A 17,511-nucleotide genomic window follows, 5' to 3' on the forward strand; every position below is an offset into this window, starting at 1 on the left:
GCCCTTGTCGTGCTGTGGAGAGAAGTGCTTGGACAGAGTGTTCATCGAGGGACTGGAAGTCGATACCGTCATCGGTGCCTATGACTGGGAGCGGGATATTCGCCAGTGCCTGCGCCTGGACCTGAGCTTCGCCTGGGACAACCGCCCGGCGGCGGCCGGTGACGACCTCAGCCTGGCGTTGGATTACGCCAGTGTCTCGGCCCGTATCCAGGCCTTTGCCGAGCAGTCGCGCTTCGAACTGGTGGAAACCTTCGCCGAGCGCCTGGCGGCCACCCTGATGGCCGAATTCGATATTCCGTGGATGCGGCTGAAGCTGACCAAGCCCGGTGCCGTTCCTGCGGCCCGGGGTGGCGTGGGCGTGGAGATCGAGCGCGGATGTCTCTGAGCACGGTTTACCTGGGCCTTGGCAGCAATATCGACCGGGAGCTTCACCTGTGCGCCGGTCTCGATGCCCTGGCCGGCATTCTCCGGGAGATGCGCTGCTCGGCGGTGTTCGAAAGCCAGGCCGTGGGGATCAAGAGCGGTCCGTTCTTCAACCTGGTGGTGAGCGGGCAGACCGATCTGCCGCTGCTGGAACTGGATCGCCGGCTCAAGTTCATCGAGGCCGACAATGGCCGCTATGCCCCTGATCGCAAAGGCCTGCCGCTGGATATCGATGTGCTGATGTTCGATGACCTGCACGGCACCTTCGATGGCCTGGTGCTGCCGCGCGCCGAGATCCTCAAGAATGCCTTCGTGCTGTGGCCGTTGTCGTTATTGGCTCCCGGGCTGATGCATCCGGGGGTGGGTAAATCCATGGCCGAGCTGTGGCAGCAGGCGAATATCCAGCAGGAGCTGGCGCCCGTGCCGTTCGAGTGGCGCGGGTTGCAGCTGACCGGGAACGGTCAGCCTGGGTAGGCTGCCAGCGCCCGCAAGCGCTCGGCCTTCAGCGCCTCCCCCAATGCCTGTCCGGCCAGGCCTTTTGCAACCAGTGGCTTCACATCCACGCCGCGGGCTGCCGCTGCCGCGCCGCGCAGGTAGTCGGCCTGTGGATAGGCGAGCGCCTGCCGGGCCAGGGCGACCATGTTGCAGGCGGCAATGAAGTCCTCGAAGCGCTGCGGCCTGCGATACACATCGAACTTCTGCAGCAACTCCAGCAACTGCGAAGGCTCCAGTTCCAGCGCACGGTCCGCCAGGGGCAGGCACTCGCCGACCAGCAGAGCCAGTTCCTGGCATTCACGCGGCGCCTTGAAGCGCTGGTTTACAGCCTTCAGTTGCGTGGTGTCCCGAACGCCTTGCAGCAGGCAGGCCCAACGCACATGCAGTGGTTGCCGATGCTCTGCAGCCTGTTGCAGCGGGGCGAGCATCGCCGGGCTGCCGTCGATTTCCGGCATCAGTTGCGCCAGAGCACCGCAGTCGCGCAGCACTTCGATGAATACCTGTGGTTGCGCTTCCATCAGCGCGCGTTCGATTTCCTTCCAGCTACGCTCGGCGGTCAGCGCCTGCAGTTCGCCGCTGGCGCTGATCTGCCGCATGAGTGCGAGGGTTTCGTCGGCGACGCGAAAGCCCAGCGGTGCGTAGCGCGCAGCGAAGCGTGCGACGCGCAGTACACGCAAGGGATCTTCGGCGAATGCCGGGGAAACATGACGCAAAATGCGTTGATCCAGATCCTTCTGGCCCTCATAGGGGTCGTAGACCGTGCCGGCTTCATCCTCGGCCATCGCGTTGATGGTCAGGTCGCGGCGAATCAGATCTTCCTCGAGGGTGACCTCGGGGCTGGCGTGAAAGGTGAATCCGCCGTAACCGCGACCGCTCTTGCGTTCGGTCCGTGCCAAGGCGTATTCCTCGCCGGTTTTCGGGTGGATGAATACCGGGAAGTCAGCACCCACCGGGCGATAGCCCTGGGCTTGCATTTCTTCGACCGTGGCGCCGACGACCAACCAGTCGACATCACTGACCGGACGTCCGAGCAGGCGATCGCGTACCGCGCCGCCGACTTTGTAGATGTGCATGTACAACCTCCGTGACTGCCGACAGCATACCCTGTCGGCGGTCACGAGGTGTCAGAGGTGGTGGATGACAGCGAGGTCCATGCGCCCGTAGTCGCCGGGCTCGCCATGTTCGCCGCGCGGCGGCATGTGGTGGGTTTTCATCACCTGGTCGCCCTGTACGGTCTCCAGGTGGATGTCGAAGCCCCACAGGCGGTGCAGGTGCTTGAGCACTTCCTCGGTCGAGTCGCCCAATGGCTTGCGGTTGTGCTGCTGATGGCGCAGGGTCAGCGAGCGGTCGCCGCGCCGGTCGATGCTCCAGATCTGCACGTTGGGTTCACGGTTGCCGAGGTTGTACTGGGCTGCCAGCTGTTCGCGGATGACGCGGTAGCCCGCTTCGTCGTGGATGGCCGGCACCAGCAGGTCGTCGCGCTGGTCGTCGTCGAGGATGCTGAACAGCTTGAGGTCGCGGATCACCTTGGGCGAAAGGTACTGCAGGATGAAGCTTTCGTCCTTGAAGCTGCTCATGGCGAACTTGATGGTCGACAGCCAGTCGCTGCCGGCGATTTCCGGGAACCAGCGGCGGTCTTCTTCCGTCGGGTGCTCGCACATCCGGCGGATGTCCGTGTACATGGCAAAACCCAGGGCGTAGGGGTTGATACCGCTGTAATACGGGCTGTCGAAGCCGGGCTGGTAGACCACGCTGGTATGCGACTGCAGGAACTCCATCATGAAGCCGTCGGTGACCAGACCCTCGTCGTAGAGGTCGTTCATCAGGGTGTAGTGCCAGAAGGTCGCCCAGCCTTCGTTCATCACCTGGGTCTGGCGTTGTGGATAGAAATACTGCGCGATCTTGCGCACGATCCGCACCACTTCGCGTTGCCAGGGCTCAAGCAACGGGGCGTGCTTTTCGATGAAGTACAGGATGTTTTCCTGGGGTTCGGCGGGGAAGCGCGCATCGTCCTTGTCACCGCCTTTTTCGGCGCCCTTGGGGATGGTCCGCCACAGGTCGTTGATCTGCCGTTGCAAGTGTTCCTCGCGCTCCTTCTGGCGCCGACGTTCTTCCTCGGCGGAAATGGGGTAGGGGCGTTTGTAGCGGTCGACGCCGTAGTTCATCAGGGCGTGGCAGGAGTCGATCAGGTCCTCCACCGCGTCGATGCCGTGGCGCTCCTCGCATTGGGCGATGTACTGCTTGGCGAACACCAGGTAGTCGATGATCGAGCTGGCGTCGGTCCAGGTACGGAACAGGTAGTTGCCCTTGAAGAAGCTGTTATGGCCATAACAGGCATGGGCGATGACCAGCGCCTGCATGCAGATGGTGTTTTCCTCCATCAGGTAGGCGATGCAGGGGTCGGAGTTGATGACGATCTCGTAGGCCAGGCCCATCTGGCCGCGACTGTAGGACTTCTCGGTGCTGAGGAACTGCTTGCCGTAGGACCAATGGTGATAGCCCAGCGGCATGCCCACCGAGGCGTAGGCGTCCATCATCTGCTCGGCGGTGATCACTTCGATCTGGTTGGGATAGGTGTCCAGCGCATAGCGCTCGGCCAGGCGACTGATCTCCCGGTCGTAGGTCTGGATCAGCTCGAACGTCCACTCCGAGCCGGTGGAAATGGGCTGGCGTCTCTGTGCTCTGGCGGTCATGTGGCTAACCTGCGCTGGAAGAGTTCACGGAAGACCGGGTAGATGTCACCGGCCGAGACCAACTGCTGCTGGGCGAAGGTGTCGGGGAATGCCTCGCCGATCCGCTCGTACTCGTACCACAGCGCCTGGTGCTCGCGGGGGGTGATCTCGACGTAAGTGTAGTACTGCACGTGCGGCATGATCTGCTTGGTCAGGATATCGCGGCAGATGGGCGAGTCGTCGTTCCAGTTGTCGCCATCCGACGCCTGGGCCGCATAGATGTTCCAGTCGCTGGCCGGGTAACGCTCGGCCATGATCTCCTGCATCATCTTCAGGGCGCTGGAAACGATGGTGCCGCCGGTTTCCCGCGAATAGAAGAACTCTTCCTCGTCGACTTCCCGTGCGCTGGTGTGATGGCGGATGAATACCACCTCGATGCGCTCGTAGTTGCGCTTGAGGAACAGGTACAGAAGGATGAAGAAGCGCTTGGCGATATCCTTGGTAGCCTGGGTCATCGATCCGGAAACGTCCATGAGGCAGAACATCACGGCCTTGGAGCTGGGGTTGGGTTGCTTGACCAGCAGGTTGTACTTCAGGTCGAAGGTGTCGAGGAAGGGCAGGCGGTTGATGCGCGCCTTGAGCCGGTCGATCTCGGCCTCGATCTCCTGGATGTCGGTGAAATTGGCTGGCTCTTCGACCTTGAGCCGTTCCAGCTCCTTCTGCGCCTCGCGCAGCAGCGCCCGGCTGCTGCCGGTCAGGGCGATACGCCGGGCATGGGCCGAGCGCAGGGTGCGCACGATGTTGATGCGCGAGGGGTTACCTTCGTTGGCGATGCCCGCCCGCACGGTCTTGAAGGTATCGGCACCGGTCAGGTGACGTTTGACCAGGTTGGGCAGTTCGAGGTCTTCGAACATGAATTCGAGGAATTCTTCCTGGGTGATCTGGAAGACGAATTCATCCATGCCCTCGCCGGAGTTGCCGGCCTTGCCGCGACCGCCGCCGCCCCCTCCACCCTGGGGGCGGGCGATGTGTTCGCCGGCGGTGAATTCCTTGTTGCCCGGGTGGACGATGGTCTGCTTGCCGCCACGGCCATGGTGCAGCACCGGTTCGTCGATGTCGCGGCCCGGGATGCTGATCTGCTCGCCGTGCTCCATGTCCATGATGGAGCGGCGACTCACCGCCTCCTCGACGGCCTTCTTGATGTGCTCACGGTACCGGCGCAGAAAGCGCTGGCGGTTGACCGTGCTCTTGTTCTTGCCGTTCAGGCGTCGGTCGATTACGTAGCTCATGGGGCCTCCGCTAAGAGCAGCTGCAAGCTTCAAGCGTCAAGCTGCGAGACAAAGCAGCCACCGCCGCCGCAAACCGGGGCGCGAACCTTGATGGTCGCGCCGGACGGCTTGCAGCCTGCGGCTGACAACTTGTCGCTTTATTGCGATTTCCTGACCCGCAGGTACCATTCCGACAGCAGGCGTACCTGTTTGTCGGTGTAGCCACGTTCCACCATCCGGGTGACGAAGTCGTTGTGCTTCTTCTGGTCTTCCTTGCTTGCCTTGGCATTGAAGCTGATGACTGGCAGCAGATCCTCGGTGTTGGAGAACATTTTCTTCTCGATCACCACCCGCAGTTTCTCGTAGCTCAGCCAGCTCGGGTTCTTGCCATTGTTGTTGGCTCGGGCGCGCAGCACGAAGTTGACGATCTCGTTGCGGAAATCCTTCGGATTGCTGATGCCGGCCGGTTTCTCGATCTTCTCCAGCTCCTCGTTGAGGGCGATGCGGTTGAGGATCTCGCCGGTTTCCGGATCGCGGTATTCCTGGTCCTGGATCCAGAAGTCGGCGTACAGCACGTAGCGGTCGAAGATGTTCTGCCCGTATTCGCTGTAGGACTCCAGGTAGGCGGTCTGGATTTCCTTGCCGATGAACTCGATGTAGCGAGGCGCCAGGTATTCCTTGAGGTAGCGCAGGTAGCGCTCGCGCACCTCGGCCGGGAATTGCTCCTGCTCGATCTGCTGTTCAAGTACATACAGCAGGTGCACCGGGTTGGCCGCCACTTCGTGCGGGTCGAAGTTGAACACCTTGGACAGGATCTTGAAGGCGAAGCGGGTCGACAGGCCGTTCATGCCCTCGTCGACACCCGCGGCGTCGCGGTATTCCTGGATCGACTTGGCCTTGGGGTCGGTATCCTTGAGGTTTTCGCCGTCGTATACCCGCATTTTGGAGTAGATGTTCGAGTTTTCCGGCTCTTTCAGGCGCGACAGCACGGTGAACTGGGCCAGCATCTTCAGTGTGTCCGGTGCGCAGTGCGCCTTGGACAGCGAGCTGTTGACCAGCAGCTTGTCGTAGATCTTGATCTCGTCACTGACACGCAGGCAGTACGGCACCTTGACGATGTAGATCCGGTCGATGAACGCCTCGTTGTTCTTGTTGTTGCGGAAGGTGTGCCATTCCGATTCGTTGGAGTGGGCCAGCAGGATGCCGGAGTAGGGGATCGCCCCCAGGCCTTCGGTGCTGTTGTAGTTGCCTTCCTGGGTGGCGGTAAGCAAGGGGTGCAGGACCTTGATCGGCGCCTTGAACATCTCGACGAATTCCATCAGGCCCTGGTTGGCCCGGCACAGCGCGCCCGAGTAGCTGTAGGCGTCGGCGTCGTTCTGCGGGAACTCCTCGAGCTTGCGGATATCGACCTTGCCCACCAGCGCCGAGATGTCCTGGTTGTTCTCGTCGCCCGGTTCGGTCTTGGCGATGGCGGTCTGGGTGAGGATCGAGGGGTACAGCTTCACCACCTTGAACTTGCTGATGTCGCCGCCGAACTCCTGCAGGCGCTTGGTGGCCCAGGGCGACATGATGGTGTTCAGGTAGCGTCGCGAGATGCCGAATTCTTCTTCGAGAATGGCGCCATCCTCAGCGGCGTTGAACAGCCCCAGGGGCGATTCGAACACCGGCGAGCCCTTGATGGCGTAGAAGGGCACCTTTTCCATCAACTGCTTGAGTTTTTCGGCCAGCGACGACTTGCCGCCACCGACAGGGCCGAGCAGGTAGAGGATCTGTTTCTTCTCTTCCAGGCCTTGGGCGGCGTGGCGGAAGTAGGAGACGATCTGGTCGATGCACTCTTCCATGCCATGGAAGTCGGCAAAGGCCGGATAGCGGCGGATCACCTTGTTGGAGAAGATCCGCGACAGCCTGGAGTTGTTGGAGGTGTCGATCAGCTCCGGTTCGCCGATGGCCAGCAACAGCCGTTCAGCCGCCGAAGCGTAGGCACTGCGATCCTCTTTGCACAGCTCGAGGTACTCCTGCAGCGTGAGTTCTTCCTGGCGGGTGGACTCGAAACGTTGTTGGAAGTGGCTAAAAATGCTCATGACGTCACCTCGCTCGATACGTGGAGACGACGCCGGATCAGTCAGCTGATGCTGGCATGCAAGCGGCTTGCGCCGATTGCTGTTTACCCCCCAGAACACCTTGGAACGCTACCGATGACCCGCACGCCGGTGTACCGGCTCTCCCCTTTTTTGGATGGCCTGCGCTTAAGGATAGTTGGTAATACGCAAGGTCAAGGGCGCAGGGTCGAGAAGTTGCTTTCGACCGTTCGTCAGGTGGGGCGCAAGCCCGCAGGTTGCGCGGGCTGGAAGATAAATGAAAAAAATTATTCGGCGCTGCCCTGGGCGGTTTCGGCCGGGTAGGTGGCGCGCCACAGTTCGAAGCCGCCATCGACGCTGTAGACGTCCGAGAAGCCCTGGCCGACCAGGTAGGCGGCGGCGCTCTGGCTGGAGTTGCCGTGATAGCAGACCACCAGCGTCGGGGCGTCGAGGTCGGCGTTGCGGATGAAATCGGCCACCGAATGGTTGTCCAGGTGACGGGCACCGGTGATGTGGCCGGCGGCATAGGCCTGAGGGTCGCGAATGTCGACCACCACCGCACCTTGTGCGCGCAGGGCCAGGGCCTGTTCCGGGGGGATGCGCTTGAATTCGCTCATGGGTAGGCTTTCCTTCAGATTCGATCGTTGAGTCTAGTCGGCTACGACGCCTGGCGTACGGTGCCTTCGTCGGAGCATTCGCAGCGGTGGTATTCGCCGCTGTCGAGGTTGTACAAGGTCATGGCGCCGCCCCACACGCAGCCGGTGTCGAGGGCGATGATGCCGGGCTCGTCGACCTTGCCTTCAAGGGCGGCCCAGTGACCGAAGATGATCTTCACGTGGCGCGCGCGGCGCTCCTTGTAGGCGTACCAGGGCTTGTAGCCCTTGGGTGCGCTGTCCAGGCCTTCCTTGCTCTTGAGGTCGAGCTTGCCCTGGGCGGTGCAGAAGCGCATGCGCGTGAAGTAGTTGGTGATCACCCGCAGGCGTTCGACGCCGGTCAGGTGCTTGCTCCACTTGTTCGGTTCGTTGCCGTACATGCCATCGAGGTAGAGTTGCAGGCGGCTGTCGTCGCGCAGCACCTCTTCCACCTCGGCCGCGAGCTCCAGGGCCTTGCCCAGTGTCCACTGCGGCGGGATCCCGGCATGGGCCATGGCGATGCCCCGGGCTTCGTCGTAATGCAGCAGCTTCTGGCGGCGCAGCCAGTCGAGCAACTGGTCCGCGTCCGGCGCCTCGACGATTTCGCGCAGGGTGTCGTTCTTCTTCAGGCGCTCGATGTTGTGCCATGCCGCGAGCAGGTGCAGGTCGTGGTTGCCGAGCACGCAGACCAGCGAATCGCGGATCGAATACAGGTAACGCAGGGTTTCCAGCGATTCGGGGCCGCGGTTGACCAGGTCGCCGACCAGCCACAGGCGATCGGTCGCAGGGTCGAAGCGCACCTTGTCGAGCAGGCATCTGAGCGGTTGCAGGCAACCTTGCAGGTCGCCGACGGCGTAGGTGGCCATCAGTGCAGGGCTCCGGGGACGGCCAGGCGGAACGGTGCGATCGGGGCGTCGAAGCGTGTGCCGTCTTCGGCGAACATCTGGTAGCTGCCCTGCATGGTACCGACCCGCGTGCTGATCACCGCACCACTGCTGTAGGTGTGGCTCTGGCCCGGGTTGATGACCGGCTGCTGGCCGATGACACCATCGCCGCGCACTTCCTCTACGGCGCCGTCGCCGTTGGTGATCAGCCAGTGACGGGCCATCAACCTGGCCTTGAGCGTGCCGTGGTTCGCCACGGTGATGGTGTAGGCGAAGGCGAAGCGATCGTTCTCGGGGTCGGATTGCTCTTTGAGAAAGCGGGTCACGACGCTGACGTCGATGTGGTAGCGGGGGTCGGACATGCGAGGGCCTTGGGCGAACAGGAGCATTAACGCGATTGTCGCAGTCTAGGCCATTGGCGGGGGGGAGGGCCAGCGGTGGGAGCTTTCGGCGGTGTGGGATGCTTCGCGGCAAACCCGCGTCCACAAGGGCGCGGGTTGCTAGCGAGGGGCGATCAGCCTTGCTGCAGCGCCAGCTGGTCGGCCAGGCGCACGAAGGCTGCCAGGTCCAGCTGCTCCGGGCGCAGGCTGCCATCGACGCCGGCGGCTTCGATGGCCTGGCTGTCGAGCAGGCCTTTGAGGGTGTTGCGCAGGGTCTTGCGGCGCTGATTGAAGGCTTCGCGGACCACGCGCTCGAGCAGGGCCGGGTCCTTGGCTGGATGTGGCAGGACCTCGTGCGGGACCAGGCGGACGATGGCCGAGTCCACTTTCGGTGGCGGATTGAACGCGCCAGGGCCGACATTGAACAGGTGTTCCACGCGGCAGTGGTACTGCACCATGATCGACAACCGCCCCCAGTCGCCGCCGCCGGGGCCGGCGGCCATGCGCTCGACCACTTCCTTCTGCAGCATGAAGTGCATGTCGCGAATAAGCCCAGCGTGGGCCAGCAGGTGGAAGATCAGCGGGGTGGAGATGTTGTACGGCAGGTTGCCGACCACCTTGAGGCTGCGCGGTGGCACGCCGAGGGTGTTGAAGTCGAACTTCAGGGCATCGCCCTGGTGCAGGCGGAAGTTGTCGCGCCCGGCGAACTTGTGCTGGAGGATCGGCACCAGGTCCTTGTCCAGCTCGACCACGTCGAGTTGCGCGCCGCTGCCCAGCAGGCCTTCGGTCAGGGCGCCCTGGCCCGGGCCGATTTCCAGCAGGTGCTCGCCCGCCTTGGCATGGATCGCCCGCAGGATGCGGTCGATGATGTCGGCGTCGTGCAGGAAGTTCTGGCCGAAGCGCTTGCGCGCCCGGTGTTGGTAGTGCTCGTTCATGGTCGGTTCTCGGCCATCTGGTAGGCGGTTTCCAGGGCGACGCGCAGGCTGCCGGTGTCGACCTTGCCGCTGCCGGCCAGGTCCAGGGCAGTGCCGTGGTCGACCGAGGTGCGGATGATCGGCAGGCCCAGCGTCACGTTGACTGCAGCGCCGAAGCCCTTGTACTTGAGTACGGGCAGGCCCTGGTCGTGGTACATCGCCAGCACCGCATCGCAGTGCTCCAGATATTTGGGGGTAAACAGGGTATCGGCCGGCAACGGACCGCGCAGGTCCATGCCCTCGGCGCGCAGGCGCTCGAGCGCGGGCTCGATGATGTCGATTTCTTCGCGGCCAAGATGGCCGCCTTCGCCGGCATGCGGGTTGAGGCCGCAGACCAGGATGCGTGGCTGGGCGATGCCGAACTTGTCACGCAGATCGCTGTGCAGGATGCGCGTGACGCGTTCCAGGCGCTCGGCGGTGATGGCGTCGGCGATATCGCGCAGCGGCAGGTGGGTGGTGACCAGCGCCACCCGCAGGCCGTGGGTGGCGAGCATCATCACCACCTGGGCAGTGCGGGTGAGGTCGGCGAGGAACTCGGTGTGCCCGGAGAAGGCGATACCGCTCTCGTTGATCACGCCCTTGTGCACCGGGGCGGTGATCATGCCGGCGAAGTCACCGTCAAGGCAGCCTTGCCCTGCGCGCGTCAGGGTCTGCAGCACAAAAGCGGCATTGCGCGCATCGAGCTGGCCAGGGGCTACAGGCGCCGCCAGCGGTGTATCCCACACGTACAGGCTGCCTGCCGGCGCCGGTCGGTCCGGCCACGCATCTGGCGAAACCACCAGCAAATTGATCGCCAGCCCCAGCTGCGCGGCCCGCTCGGCGAGCAGGTCACGGCTGGTGATGGCGATCAGGGGGTGCGGCTGGGGCTCTGCGGCGAGCAGCAGGCACAGGTCGGGACCTATGCCGGCCGGCTCGCCGGGTGTGACGGCGAAGCGCAGGGGCTTCACTGGGTCGCCTGGTCGGCGCCAGGCAGCTTGATCTCAACGTAGGCTTCGTCGCGGATCTGGCGCAGCCAGGTCTGCAGCTCTTCGTCGTATTTGCGGTTGCGCAGCACGTTCAATGCCTGCTGCTCGCGCGCCTGCTCGGTGCTGTCGGTGGCCCGACGGCCAAGGACTTCCAGCACATGCCAGCCGTACTGGGTCTTGAATGGCTTGGTCACTTCGCCTTGCTGGGCGTTGGCCATCTGCTCGCGGAACTCGGGGACCAGGCTGTTCGGGTCGACCCAGTTCAGGTCGCCGCCGTTGAGTGCCGAGCCCGGGTCTTCCGAGAAGCTTTTTGCCAGCTGGGCGAAGTCTTCGCCGTTCTTGATGCGATCGTACAGGCGTTCGGCCAGTTGCTCGGTGGCCGCGTCGCTGCGGATCTCGCTGGGCTTGATCAGGATGTGCCGCACATGGACTTCGTCACGCAGCACGCTCTCGCTGCCACCGCGCTTCTCCTCGAGCTTGAGGATGATGAAGCCGTTGGGGATGCGAATCGGTTGGGTGATGTCGCCGATGGCCATGCTGCTGAGCATCTTGGCAAAATCAGGGGGCAGCTGGCCGGCTTTACGCCAGCCCATCTCGCCGCCTTCCAGGGCGTTCTCGCTGGCCGAGCGGGCGATGGCCAGCTGGCCGAAGTCGGCGCCCTGGCGCAGTTGCTGGTAGACCTCGCCAGCCTGACGTGCCGCAGCCTGGATGGCGTCCGAATTGGCGCTTTCCGGGGTCGGGATCAGGATGTTGGCCAGGCGGTACTCTTCCGACATCTGCATCTTGCCCAGATCGGAGTTGAGGAAGTTCTTCACTTCCTGCTCGGACACCTGGATGCGCTCGGCCACGCGACGCTGGCGCACACGGCTGATGATCATCTCGCGCTTGACCTGATCACGAGCGTCGTCGAACGACAGACCGTCGTGAGCGAGGGCTGCACGGAACTGATCCAGCGACATGCCATTGCGCTGGGCGATGGTGCCGATGGCCTGGTTGAGTTCTTCGTCGGTGATGCGGATGCCCGAGCGCTCGCCGATCTGCAGTTGCAGGTTCTCGACGATCAGGCGCTCCAGTACCTGCTGCTCCAGTGCGCCAGCAGGCGGCACGCCACCGCCGCGCTTGGCGATGGTCTGCTGCACTTCGTGTACGCGTTGGTCCAGCTGGCTCTGCATGACCACGTCGTTGTCGACGATGGCCACCACGCGGTCCAGCGGCTGCGGCGCGGCATGCACCGCACCGCTCAGCATTACAGCGCCCAGCATCAGCGGGCGCAGACGATCAATAAGCTTGCTCTTCACGGGTACGGTAACCTTGAATGCCTTGGTCCAGGAACGATTCGACCTTGTTGCCAACGACGCCGCCGAGGCCTTTGAGGACGATCTGCAGGAATACGCCGTGGTCGCCTTTTTCGTTCTGCGGCAACGCCTGGCTGAAGTCGTCGATGTCGAGCCAGTAGCGGTTGATCAGACGCACTTTCCAGCAGCAGCTGTCGTATTCGAAACCACCCATCGCTTCGAGGGTGCGGTTGCGGTTGTAGTCATGCTGCCAGCGAGCGATGACGCTCCATTGCGGCACCAGCGGCCAGATGACCGAGAAGTCGTGCTGCTGGATCTTGTAGTAGTCCTTGATGAAGTTTGGCGAACCAGGTGCGCCGTAGTCGCCGCCGCCCACTTTCCAGGTGCCGGTAAGCGAATCGTAAGCGATGGTGTCGTTGCGGTAGCGATAACCGAGGTTGACCACCTTGTTCGGATTGTCTTCAGGCTGGTAGTGGAACATCGCACTGCCCGACCGGGTGCTGTGGCTGTCCGGATCCCAGTTGAAGTCCGAGTTGAAGCGCCAGTCGCGGTTGAAGGCATACTGGTACACCAGGGCGTATGGCGAGACGTTCGACTTTGAGTCGTCGCGGGTACGGTAGTCGATACCCGGCAGTTGCACCTTGCGGTCTTCGAAGTAGTAGGCCTGGCCGATGCTGAAACGTTGGCGCTCGAAGCCGTTTTCCTCGATCCAGCGGGTGGTGACACCGAGCGACAGCTTGTTCTCGTCGCCGATGCGGTCGATACCGCTGAAGCGGTTGTCGCGGAACAGCGAGTCGTAGCTGAACAGTGTTTCGCCGGAGTCGAACAGCGGTATGTCTTTCTGGTCCTTGTTCGGGACGTACAGGTAGAACAAACGAGGCTCAAGCGTCTGGCGGTAGTTCGTTCCGAACAACGAAGTGTTGCGGTCGAAATACAGGCCGCTGTCGACACTGAAGATCGGGATGTCGCGGTTCAGGGAGCTGTGATAGCTGCCATAGGCCGGGTTGGCCGACTGGTCGATTGCCTGGGCCTTGCCCTGGCTGTCCAGGTCAAGGTCATAGCTGGTGTAGGCATACTTGAGCTTGGGGGTGATGTAGCCGTAGCTGGCTTCCATCGGCAGGCTCATTGCTGGTGCGATATTCAGGCGCGTACCATTGGCACGAGCGATGCCGGTAACGCTTTCGTCCAGGCGACGTCCAGCGAATCCGGTGCTGTCGTCCGGGAACCCGTCTTTGTTTCGTACAAAGTCATTCTTCAGATCACGATCAAAGCGCACAGCCTCGGTTTCGTACGAGAAGTCAACGCCGGCAGGATGATATGGCAGTACTCCGCTGAGCGTAATCTGCGGCAGGCGATCATACGGCGTGATCTGCGAAATGGTCGCCATTTCGAAGGCATGCACGTTCAGTCGCGCAGTGTAGGAGTCGCCGCGATAGGTCAGCGCACCCTGCTGGTTGATGAAGTCACGCTTCTGCACGCCGATCTGGTCGGATTCCAGGTCCTGGAAGTAGAACGGGTCGCTGATGTCGGTGTAGTCCACCTCGGTCATCAGGCGGTCGTCCAGGCCGCCCTTGTGCTGCCAGTTGACCATCCAGCGTTCTTTCTTGTAGTCCGTCTGCAGTTTGCGGTCGTCGTCCTCGTCGTTGAGGTACGCGCCGCCGAACTGGCCTTCGCTGGACTTGGTGAGGTAGCGGAATTCGCCTTCCATCAACAGGCCGCGCTTGGCCATGTAGCGCGGATACAAGGTGGCGTCGTAGTTCGGCGCCAGGTTGAAGTAGTACGGCGTGACCAGCATGAAGCCGGTGTCGCTGCTGGTGCTGAACGAAGGCGGCAGGAAGCCGGACTGGCGACGGTCGTCGATCGGGAAGTAGATGTACGGTGTGTAGAACACCGGAATATCCTTGACCCGCAGGGTGACGTTGGTGCCGGTACCGAAGCCGGTGGCCGGGTTCAGGGTGATGTTGTTGCCCTTGAGCTGCCATGCGTTGCTGCCCGGCTCACAGGTGGTATAGGTACCGTCCTTGAGGCGGATGATGGCGTTCTCTGCACGCTTGGCGTACAGGGCCGAGCCGCGGATATGCGACTTGTGCATCACGTATTCGGCGTTGTCGACCCGGGATTCGCCGGTGTCGAGTTGGATCTCGGCCTGGTCGCCGACCACCAGCGTACCGTTGTCGCGGATCTTGACGTTGCCCTTGAGCTCGCCACGGTTCTCGGTCTGGTAGAGGTTGGCCTCGTCGGCCTCGGCCTGCATGCTGCCCTGGCGCATGACCACGTTACCGGCGAGGGTCGCGACCTGCTGCTCCTGCTGGTACTTGGAGACCTTGGCGTTGAGGTAGGTCGGCGACTCGTCCTTGGGCGTGGAGTCGTTCATGCCCGGGCGGGTCGGCTCGATGTACGCGCCGCCGCAATACGGGCCGGTCTCGGCCAGTTGCGCGGCGGTGAGCTTCTCGCGGGGCACCCAGTCCAGATGGCTGTAGTCTTCGCTGCGCGATTTCAGCGCACGGCCCTTGCTCTCGGTGACCAGCACCGGCTTGGGTTCGGCACTGCCAGTCGCCTCGGCGGTCTGGGCCTCGGTGCCGCCACTGAGCGCGGCGCCATCGTGCACAGGGCGCGGCGGCAGGCTGCTGGCAGCGGTCTTGGGCTTGCAGTCCCAACCACCGGAGGCGGACACTTGGCAGTCGAACTGCTCGGCAGCCACCACGTACGATGTGGCCAGAGGTTGCAGGGCCAGCAGACCGCCAGTGACCAGCAACGGAAACTTTCTACGAAACGCGGGGGATTTCAATGCCATCTTATTAGTCCGGGCTTCCTGCGTGCCATCTGCCCGCGTGTGGGGCCGCACGCCTCTCGATGGTCTGAAAAAGATGCTGGATAATAAAGCATGACCCGCTTGACGGCTAGGGCCGTCGGAGACCCTTGTAATGCCCGACCACGATGTACGCCTGCAACAACTGACTGTCTGGCTCGAACAACAGCTTCAGATTCTTTTCCGCGACAACGCCTGGGGCGAGGTGCCCGCCGGCAGCCTGACCGCCGCCAGCAGCGATGCGAGCTTTCGCCGCTACTTCCGCTGGGAGGGCGCCGGGCACAGCTTCGTGATCATGGACGCACCACCGCCGCAGGAGAACTGCGCGCCTTTCGTCGCCATCGACCAGTTGCTGGCCGGTGCCGGGGTCAATGTGCCGGTGATCCACGCCCAGGACCTTGAGCGCGGCTTCCTGTTGCTGAGCGATCTGGGTCGCAAGACATATCTGGACATCATTGATGGCGAGAACGCCGACGCATTGTTCGCCGATGCGATCGCTGCGCTGCTGGCGTTCCAGCACCTGCCGATGGATGCCGGGCTGCCCAGCTACGATGTCGCCCTGTTGCGCCGCGAGCTGGAGCTGTTCCCTGAATGGTATGTCGGGCGTGAGCTGAAACTGACCTTCGACGATGCACAGCAGGCGCGCTGGCAGCGCATCAGCCAGTTGCTGATCGACAGCGCGCTGGCCCAGCCCAAGGTGCTGGTGCACCGCGACTACATGCCGCGCAACCTCATGCACAGTGCCCCAAACCCGGGCGTGCTGGATTTCCAGGATGCGGTCTACGGTCCGGTCACCTACGACATCACCTGCCTGTTCAAGGATGCCTTCCTCAGCTGGCCGCAGTCGCGTGTCGACGCCTGGCTGCGCAGCTACTGGGACAAGGCGCGCGCCGCAGGTATCCCCGTGCAGCCTGAGTTCGAGGACTTCCAGCGCGCCAGCGACCTGATGGGCGTACAGCGTCACCTGAAGGTGATCGGGATCTTCGCCCGCATCTGTCATCGCGATGGCAAGCCGCGTTATCTCGGCGATGTGCCGCGCTTCTTCGCCTATATAGATGAAGTGATCGGTCGTCGTCCGGAACTCGCCGAACTTGCCGAGCTGATCGCCGAGCTCAAGGCCGGAGCGCAACCATGAAGGCGATGATCCTGGCGGCGGGCAAGGGCGAGCGCATGCGCCCCCTGACCCTGCACACGCCCAAACCCCTGGTGCCGGCGGCGGGCAAGCCGCTGATCGAGTATCACCTGCAGGCCCTGGCGAAGGCAGGTGTCACCGAAGTGGTGATCAATCACGCCTGGCTCGGCCAGCAGATCGAAGAGCACCTGGGTGACGGCAGCCGCTTCGGCCTGAGCATCCGCTATTCGCCCGAGGGCGAACCGCTGGAAACCGGCGGCGGAATCTTCAAGGCCTTGCCATTGCTGGGCGATAAGCCGTTCCTGCTGGTCAACGGCGATGTCTGGACCGATTATGACCTCAGCCGCCTGTGCCAGCCGCTGTCGGGGCTCGCCCACCTGGTGCTGGTGGACAATCCCGGCCATCACGGACGTGGCGACTTCCGCCTCGATGGCGAGCATGTGGTCGATGGTGACGATGCCCCGGGCACCCTGACCTTCAGCGGCCTGTCGGTGCTCGACCCGAAACTGTTCGAGGGTTGCCAGCCTGGTGCCTTCAAGCTCGCCCCTCTGTTGCGACAGGCGATGGCTGCCGGGCAGGTCAGTGGCGAGCATTATCGCGGCCAGTGGGTCGACGTCGGCACGCTCGAGCGCCTGGCCGAAGTCGAGCGCCTGATCGGCGAGAGTGCCTGAGATGTGGTGGCCGAGCACAGTGATCGGTGCCGGAGCCGGTTTTGCCGTGGCCAGCATTCCCGGCGCCTTGCTGGGGGCGTTGCTGGGCCAGGCCATGGATCGGCGCCTGCGCCTGCAGGGTTGGGAGGATGTGCGCGAGCGCCTGGGTGGCCGTCCGGCGTTGCGTGACGAAGAGTTGCTGTTCGTCCTGCTGGGGCGTCTGGCCAAGAGCGATGGGCGGGTGGCCGAGGGGCACATTCAACAGGCGCGCCAGGAAATGACCCGGCTCGACCTTGCCGAACCTGCGCGACTGCGGGCGATTGCCGCGTTCAATCGCGGCAAGGCGGGCAAGGATCGTCTGGGGCAGCACCTGCGCCGCATCGGCCAGCAGCCCCATGGCGCCGAGGGTACGCTGCGGGCGTGCTGGCGCATGGTCTGGGCCGATGGCAAGGCGGGGCGCCACGAGCGGGAACTGCTGCTGGACTGGGGCCTGCAACTGGGCATGAGTCGCAAGCAGGTGCAGGCCCTGTCGCTGGAGTACGAGCCGAGCCGCTCGGCGGTCGAGGGTGGAGTGATGACCTATGCGGCGGCCCTGCGGCTGCTGGGGGTCGAGGCTGACACCGAGGCCGATCGGATCAAGCAGGCGTATCGACGCCTGGTCAGCCGGCATCACCCTGACAAGCTGGTCGGCAGTGGTGCGAGCGAGGCCCGGGTGCGCGAGGCGACCGAGCGGACTCGCGAGCTGCACCAGGCCTATGCGTTGATTCGCAAGCGTCGTGGGATCTGAGTTTCAGGGCTGAGTACGGTGCTGGAGTGTTCGTGGGCCGTGGGAGCGGGCTTGCCCGCGAAGAACC

General features: G+C 63.3%; 16 protein-coding genes. 5 read left to right on the forward strand and 11 right to left on the reverse strand.

The window, feature by feature from the left end:
- The first annotated feature begins 28 nt into the window (after positions 1 to 28).
- Both folB and folK read left to right on the forward strand, forming a co-directional pair.
- A complete protein-coding gene (gene folB, locus AC1TXO_RS02165; protein WP_295485189.1) occupies positions 29 to 385 on the forward strand; it encodes a dihydroneopterin aldolase in 357 nt (118 codons plus the stop codon).
- Entirely contained in the window at positions 376 to 897 is a 522-nt protein-coding gene (folK, locus tag AC1TXO_RS02170; protein ID WP_486404864.1) for a 2-amino-4-hydroxy-6-hydroxymethyldihydropteridine diphosphokinase, read from the forward strand. Before folB ends, folK begins: the two co-directional genes overlap by 10 nt.
- On the opposite strand, the gene AC1TXO_RS02175 is transcribed toward folK, so the two are convergent.
- The 11 genes from AC1TXO_RS02175 to AC1TXO_RS02225 all read right to left on the reverse strand — a co-directional run bounded on the left by AC1TXO_RS02175 (position 885) and on the right by AC1TXO_RS02225 (position 14,860).
- Positions 885 to 1,991: a tRNA nucleotidyltransferase/poly(A) polymerase-related protein gene (locus tag AC1TXO_RS02175; RefSeq protein WP_486404865.1), complete on the reverse strand. Its 1,107-nt coding sequence runs from the start codon at positions 1,989 to 1,991 to the stop codon at positions 885 to 887. The two genes, folK and AC1TXO_RS02175, sit on opposite strands and share 13 nt — an antisense overlap.
- Before the next feature lie 51 nt (positions 1,992 to 2,042).
- A complete protein-coding gene (locus AC1TXO_RS02180) occupies positions 2,043 to 3,611 on the reverse strand; it encodes a SpoVR family protein (protein WP_486404866.1) in 1,569 nt (522 codons plus the stop codon).
- Entirely contained in the window at positions 3,608 to 4,879 is a 1,272-nt protein-coding gene (locus AC1TXO_RS02185) for a YeaH/YhbH family protein (protein ID WP_486404867.1), read from the reverse strand. The genes AC1TXO_RS02180 and AC1TXO_RS02185 overlap by 4 nt, the downstream gene beginning before the upstream one ends.
- 137 nt (positions 4,880 to 5,016) lie before the next feature.
- A complete protein-coding gene (locus AC1TXO_RS02190; RefSeq protein WP_486404868.1) occupies positions 5,017 to 6,939 on the reverse strand; it encodes a PrkA family serine protein kinase in 1,923 nt (640 codons plus the stop codon).
- A 284-nt stretch (positions 6,940 to 7,223) separates the two neighbouring features.
- Positions 7,224 to 7,553 (reverse strand): thiosulfate sulfurtransferase GlpE, encoded by a 330-nt coding sequence (gene glpE / locus AC1TXO_RS02195; RefSeq protein WP_486404869.1) that lies wholly within the window; start codon positions 7,551 to 7,553, stop codon positions 7,224 to 7,226.
- A 41-nt stretch (positions 7,554 to 7,594) separates the two neighbouring features.
- A complete protein-coding gene (locus AC1TXO_RS02200) occupies positions 7,595 to 8,434 on the reverse strand; it encodes a symmetrical bis(5'-nucleosyl)-tetraphosphatase (RefSeq protein ID WP_486404870.1) in 840 nt (279 codons plus the stop codon).
- Positions 8,434 to 8,814 carry a Co2+/Mg2+ efflux protein ApaG gene (apaG, locus tag AC1TXO_RS02205; protein ID WP_486404871.1) on the reverse strand — a complete coding sequence of 127 codons (381 nt, stop codon included), beginning with the start codon at positions 8,812 to 8,814 and terminating at the stop codon, positions 8,434 to 8,436. Before apaG ends, AC1TXO_RS02200 begins: the two co-directional genes overlap by 1 nt.
- A gap of 152 nt (positions 8,815 to 8,966) precedes the next feature.
- Positions 8,967 to 9,767: a 16S rRNA (adenine(1518)-N(6)/adenine(1519)-N(6))-dimethyltransferase RsmA gene (gene rsmA / locus AC1TXO_RS02210; RefSeq protein WP_486404872.1), complete on the reverse strand. Its 801-nt coding sequence runs from the start codon at positions 9,765 to 9,767 to the stop codon at positions 8,967 to 8,969.
- Complete coding sequence (pdxA, locus tag AC1TXO_RS02215; protein ID WP_486404873.1) at positions 9,764 to 10,753, reverse strand: 4-hydroxythreonine-4-phosphate dehydrogenase PdxA; 990 nt, start codon at positions 10,751 to 10,753, stop codon at positions 9,764 to 9,766. The genes rsmA and pdxA overlap by 4 nt, the downstream gene beginning before the upstream one ends.
- Positions 10,750 to 12,069, reverse strand: a complete 1,320-nt coding sequence (surA, locus tag AC1TXO_RS02220) for a peptidylprolyl isomerase SurA (RefSeq protein ID WP_486404874.1) — start codon at positions 12,067 to 12,069, stop codon at positions 10,750 to 10,752. Before surA ends, pdxA begins: the two co-directional genes overlap by 4 nt.
- Positions 12,050 to 14,860, reverse strand: a complete 2,811-nt coding sequence (locus tag AC1TXO_RS02225) for an LPS-assembly protein LptD (RefSeq protein ID WP_486404875.1) — start codon at positions 14,858 to 14,860, stop codon at positions 12,050 to 12,052. The genes surA and AC1TXO_RS02225 overlap by 20 nt, the downstream gene beginning before the upstream one ends.
- 130 nt (positions 14,861 to 14,990) lie before the next feature.
- Between AC1TXO_RS02225 and AC1TXO_RS02230 the strand changes: the two genes are divergently transcribed.
- Genes AC1TXO_RS02230 through AC1TXO_RS02240 form a run of 3 tightly spaced genes read left to right on the forward strand, consistent with a single transcriptional unit; the run spans position 14,991 to position 17,444 of the window.
- Entirely contained in the window at positions 14,991 to 16,010 is a 1,020-nt protein-coding gene (locus tag AC1TXO_RS02230) for an aminoglycoside phosphotransferase family protein (protein ID WP_486404876.1), read from the forward strand.
- Complete coding sequence (gene murU / locus AC1TXO_RS02235) at positions 16,007 to 16,678, forward strand: N-acetylmuramate alpha-1-phosphate uridylyltransferase MurU (RefSeq protein WP_486404877.1); 672 nt, start codon at positions 16,007 to 16,009, stop codon at positions 16,676 to 16,678. Before AC1TXO_RS02230 ends, murU begins: the two co-directional genes overlap by 4 nt.
- A gap of 1 nt (position 16,679) precedes the next feature.
- On the forward strand, positions 16,680 to 17,444 hold the full coding sequence (locus AC1TXO_RS02240) for a TerB family tellurite resistance protein (RefSeq protein WP_486404878.1): 765 nt from the start codon (positions 16,680 to 16,682) through the stop codon (positions 17,442 to 17,444).
- Positions 17,445 to 17,511 lie beyond the last annotated feature (67 nt).

It is taken from the genome of Pseudomonas sp. FA117 (assembly GCF_057370475.1).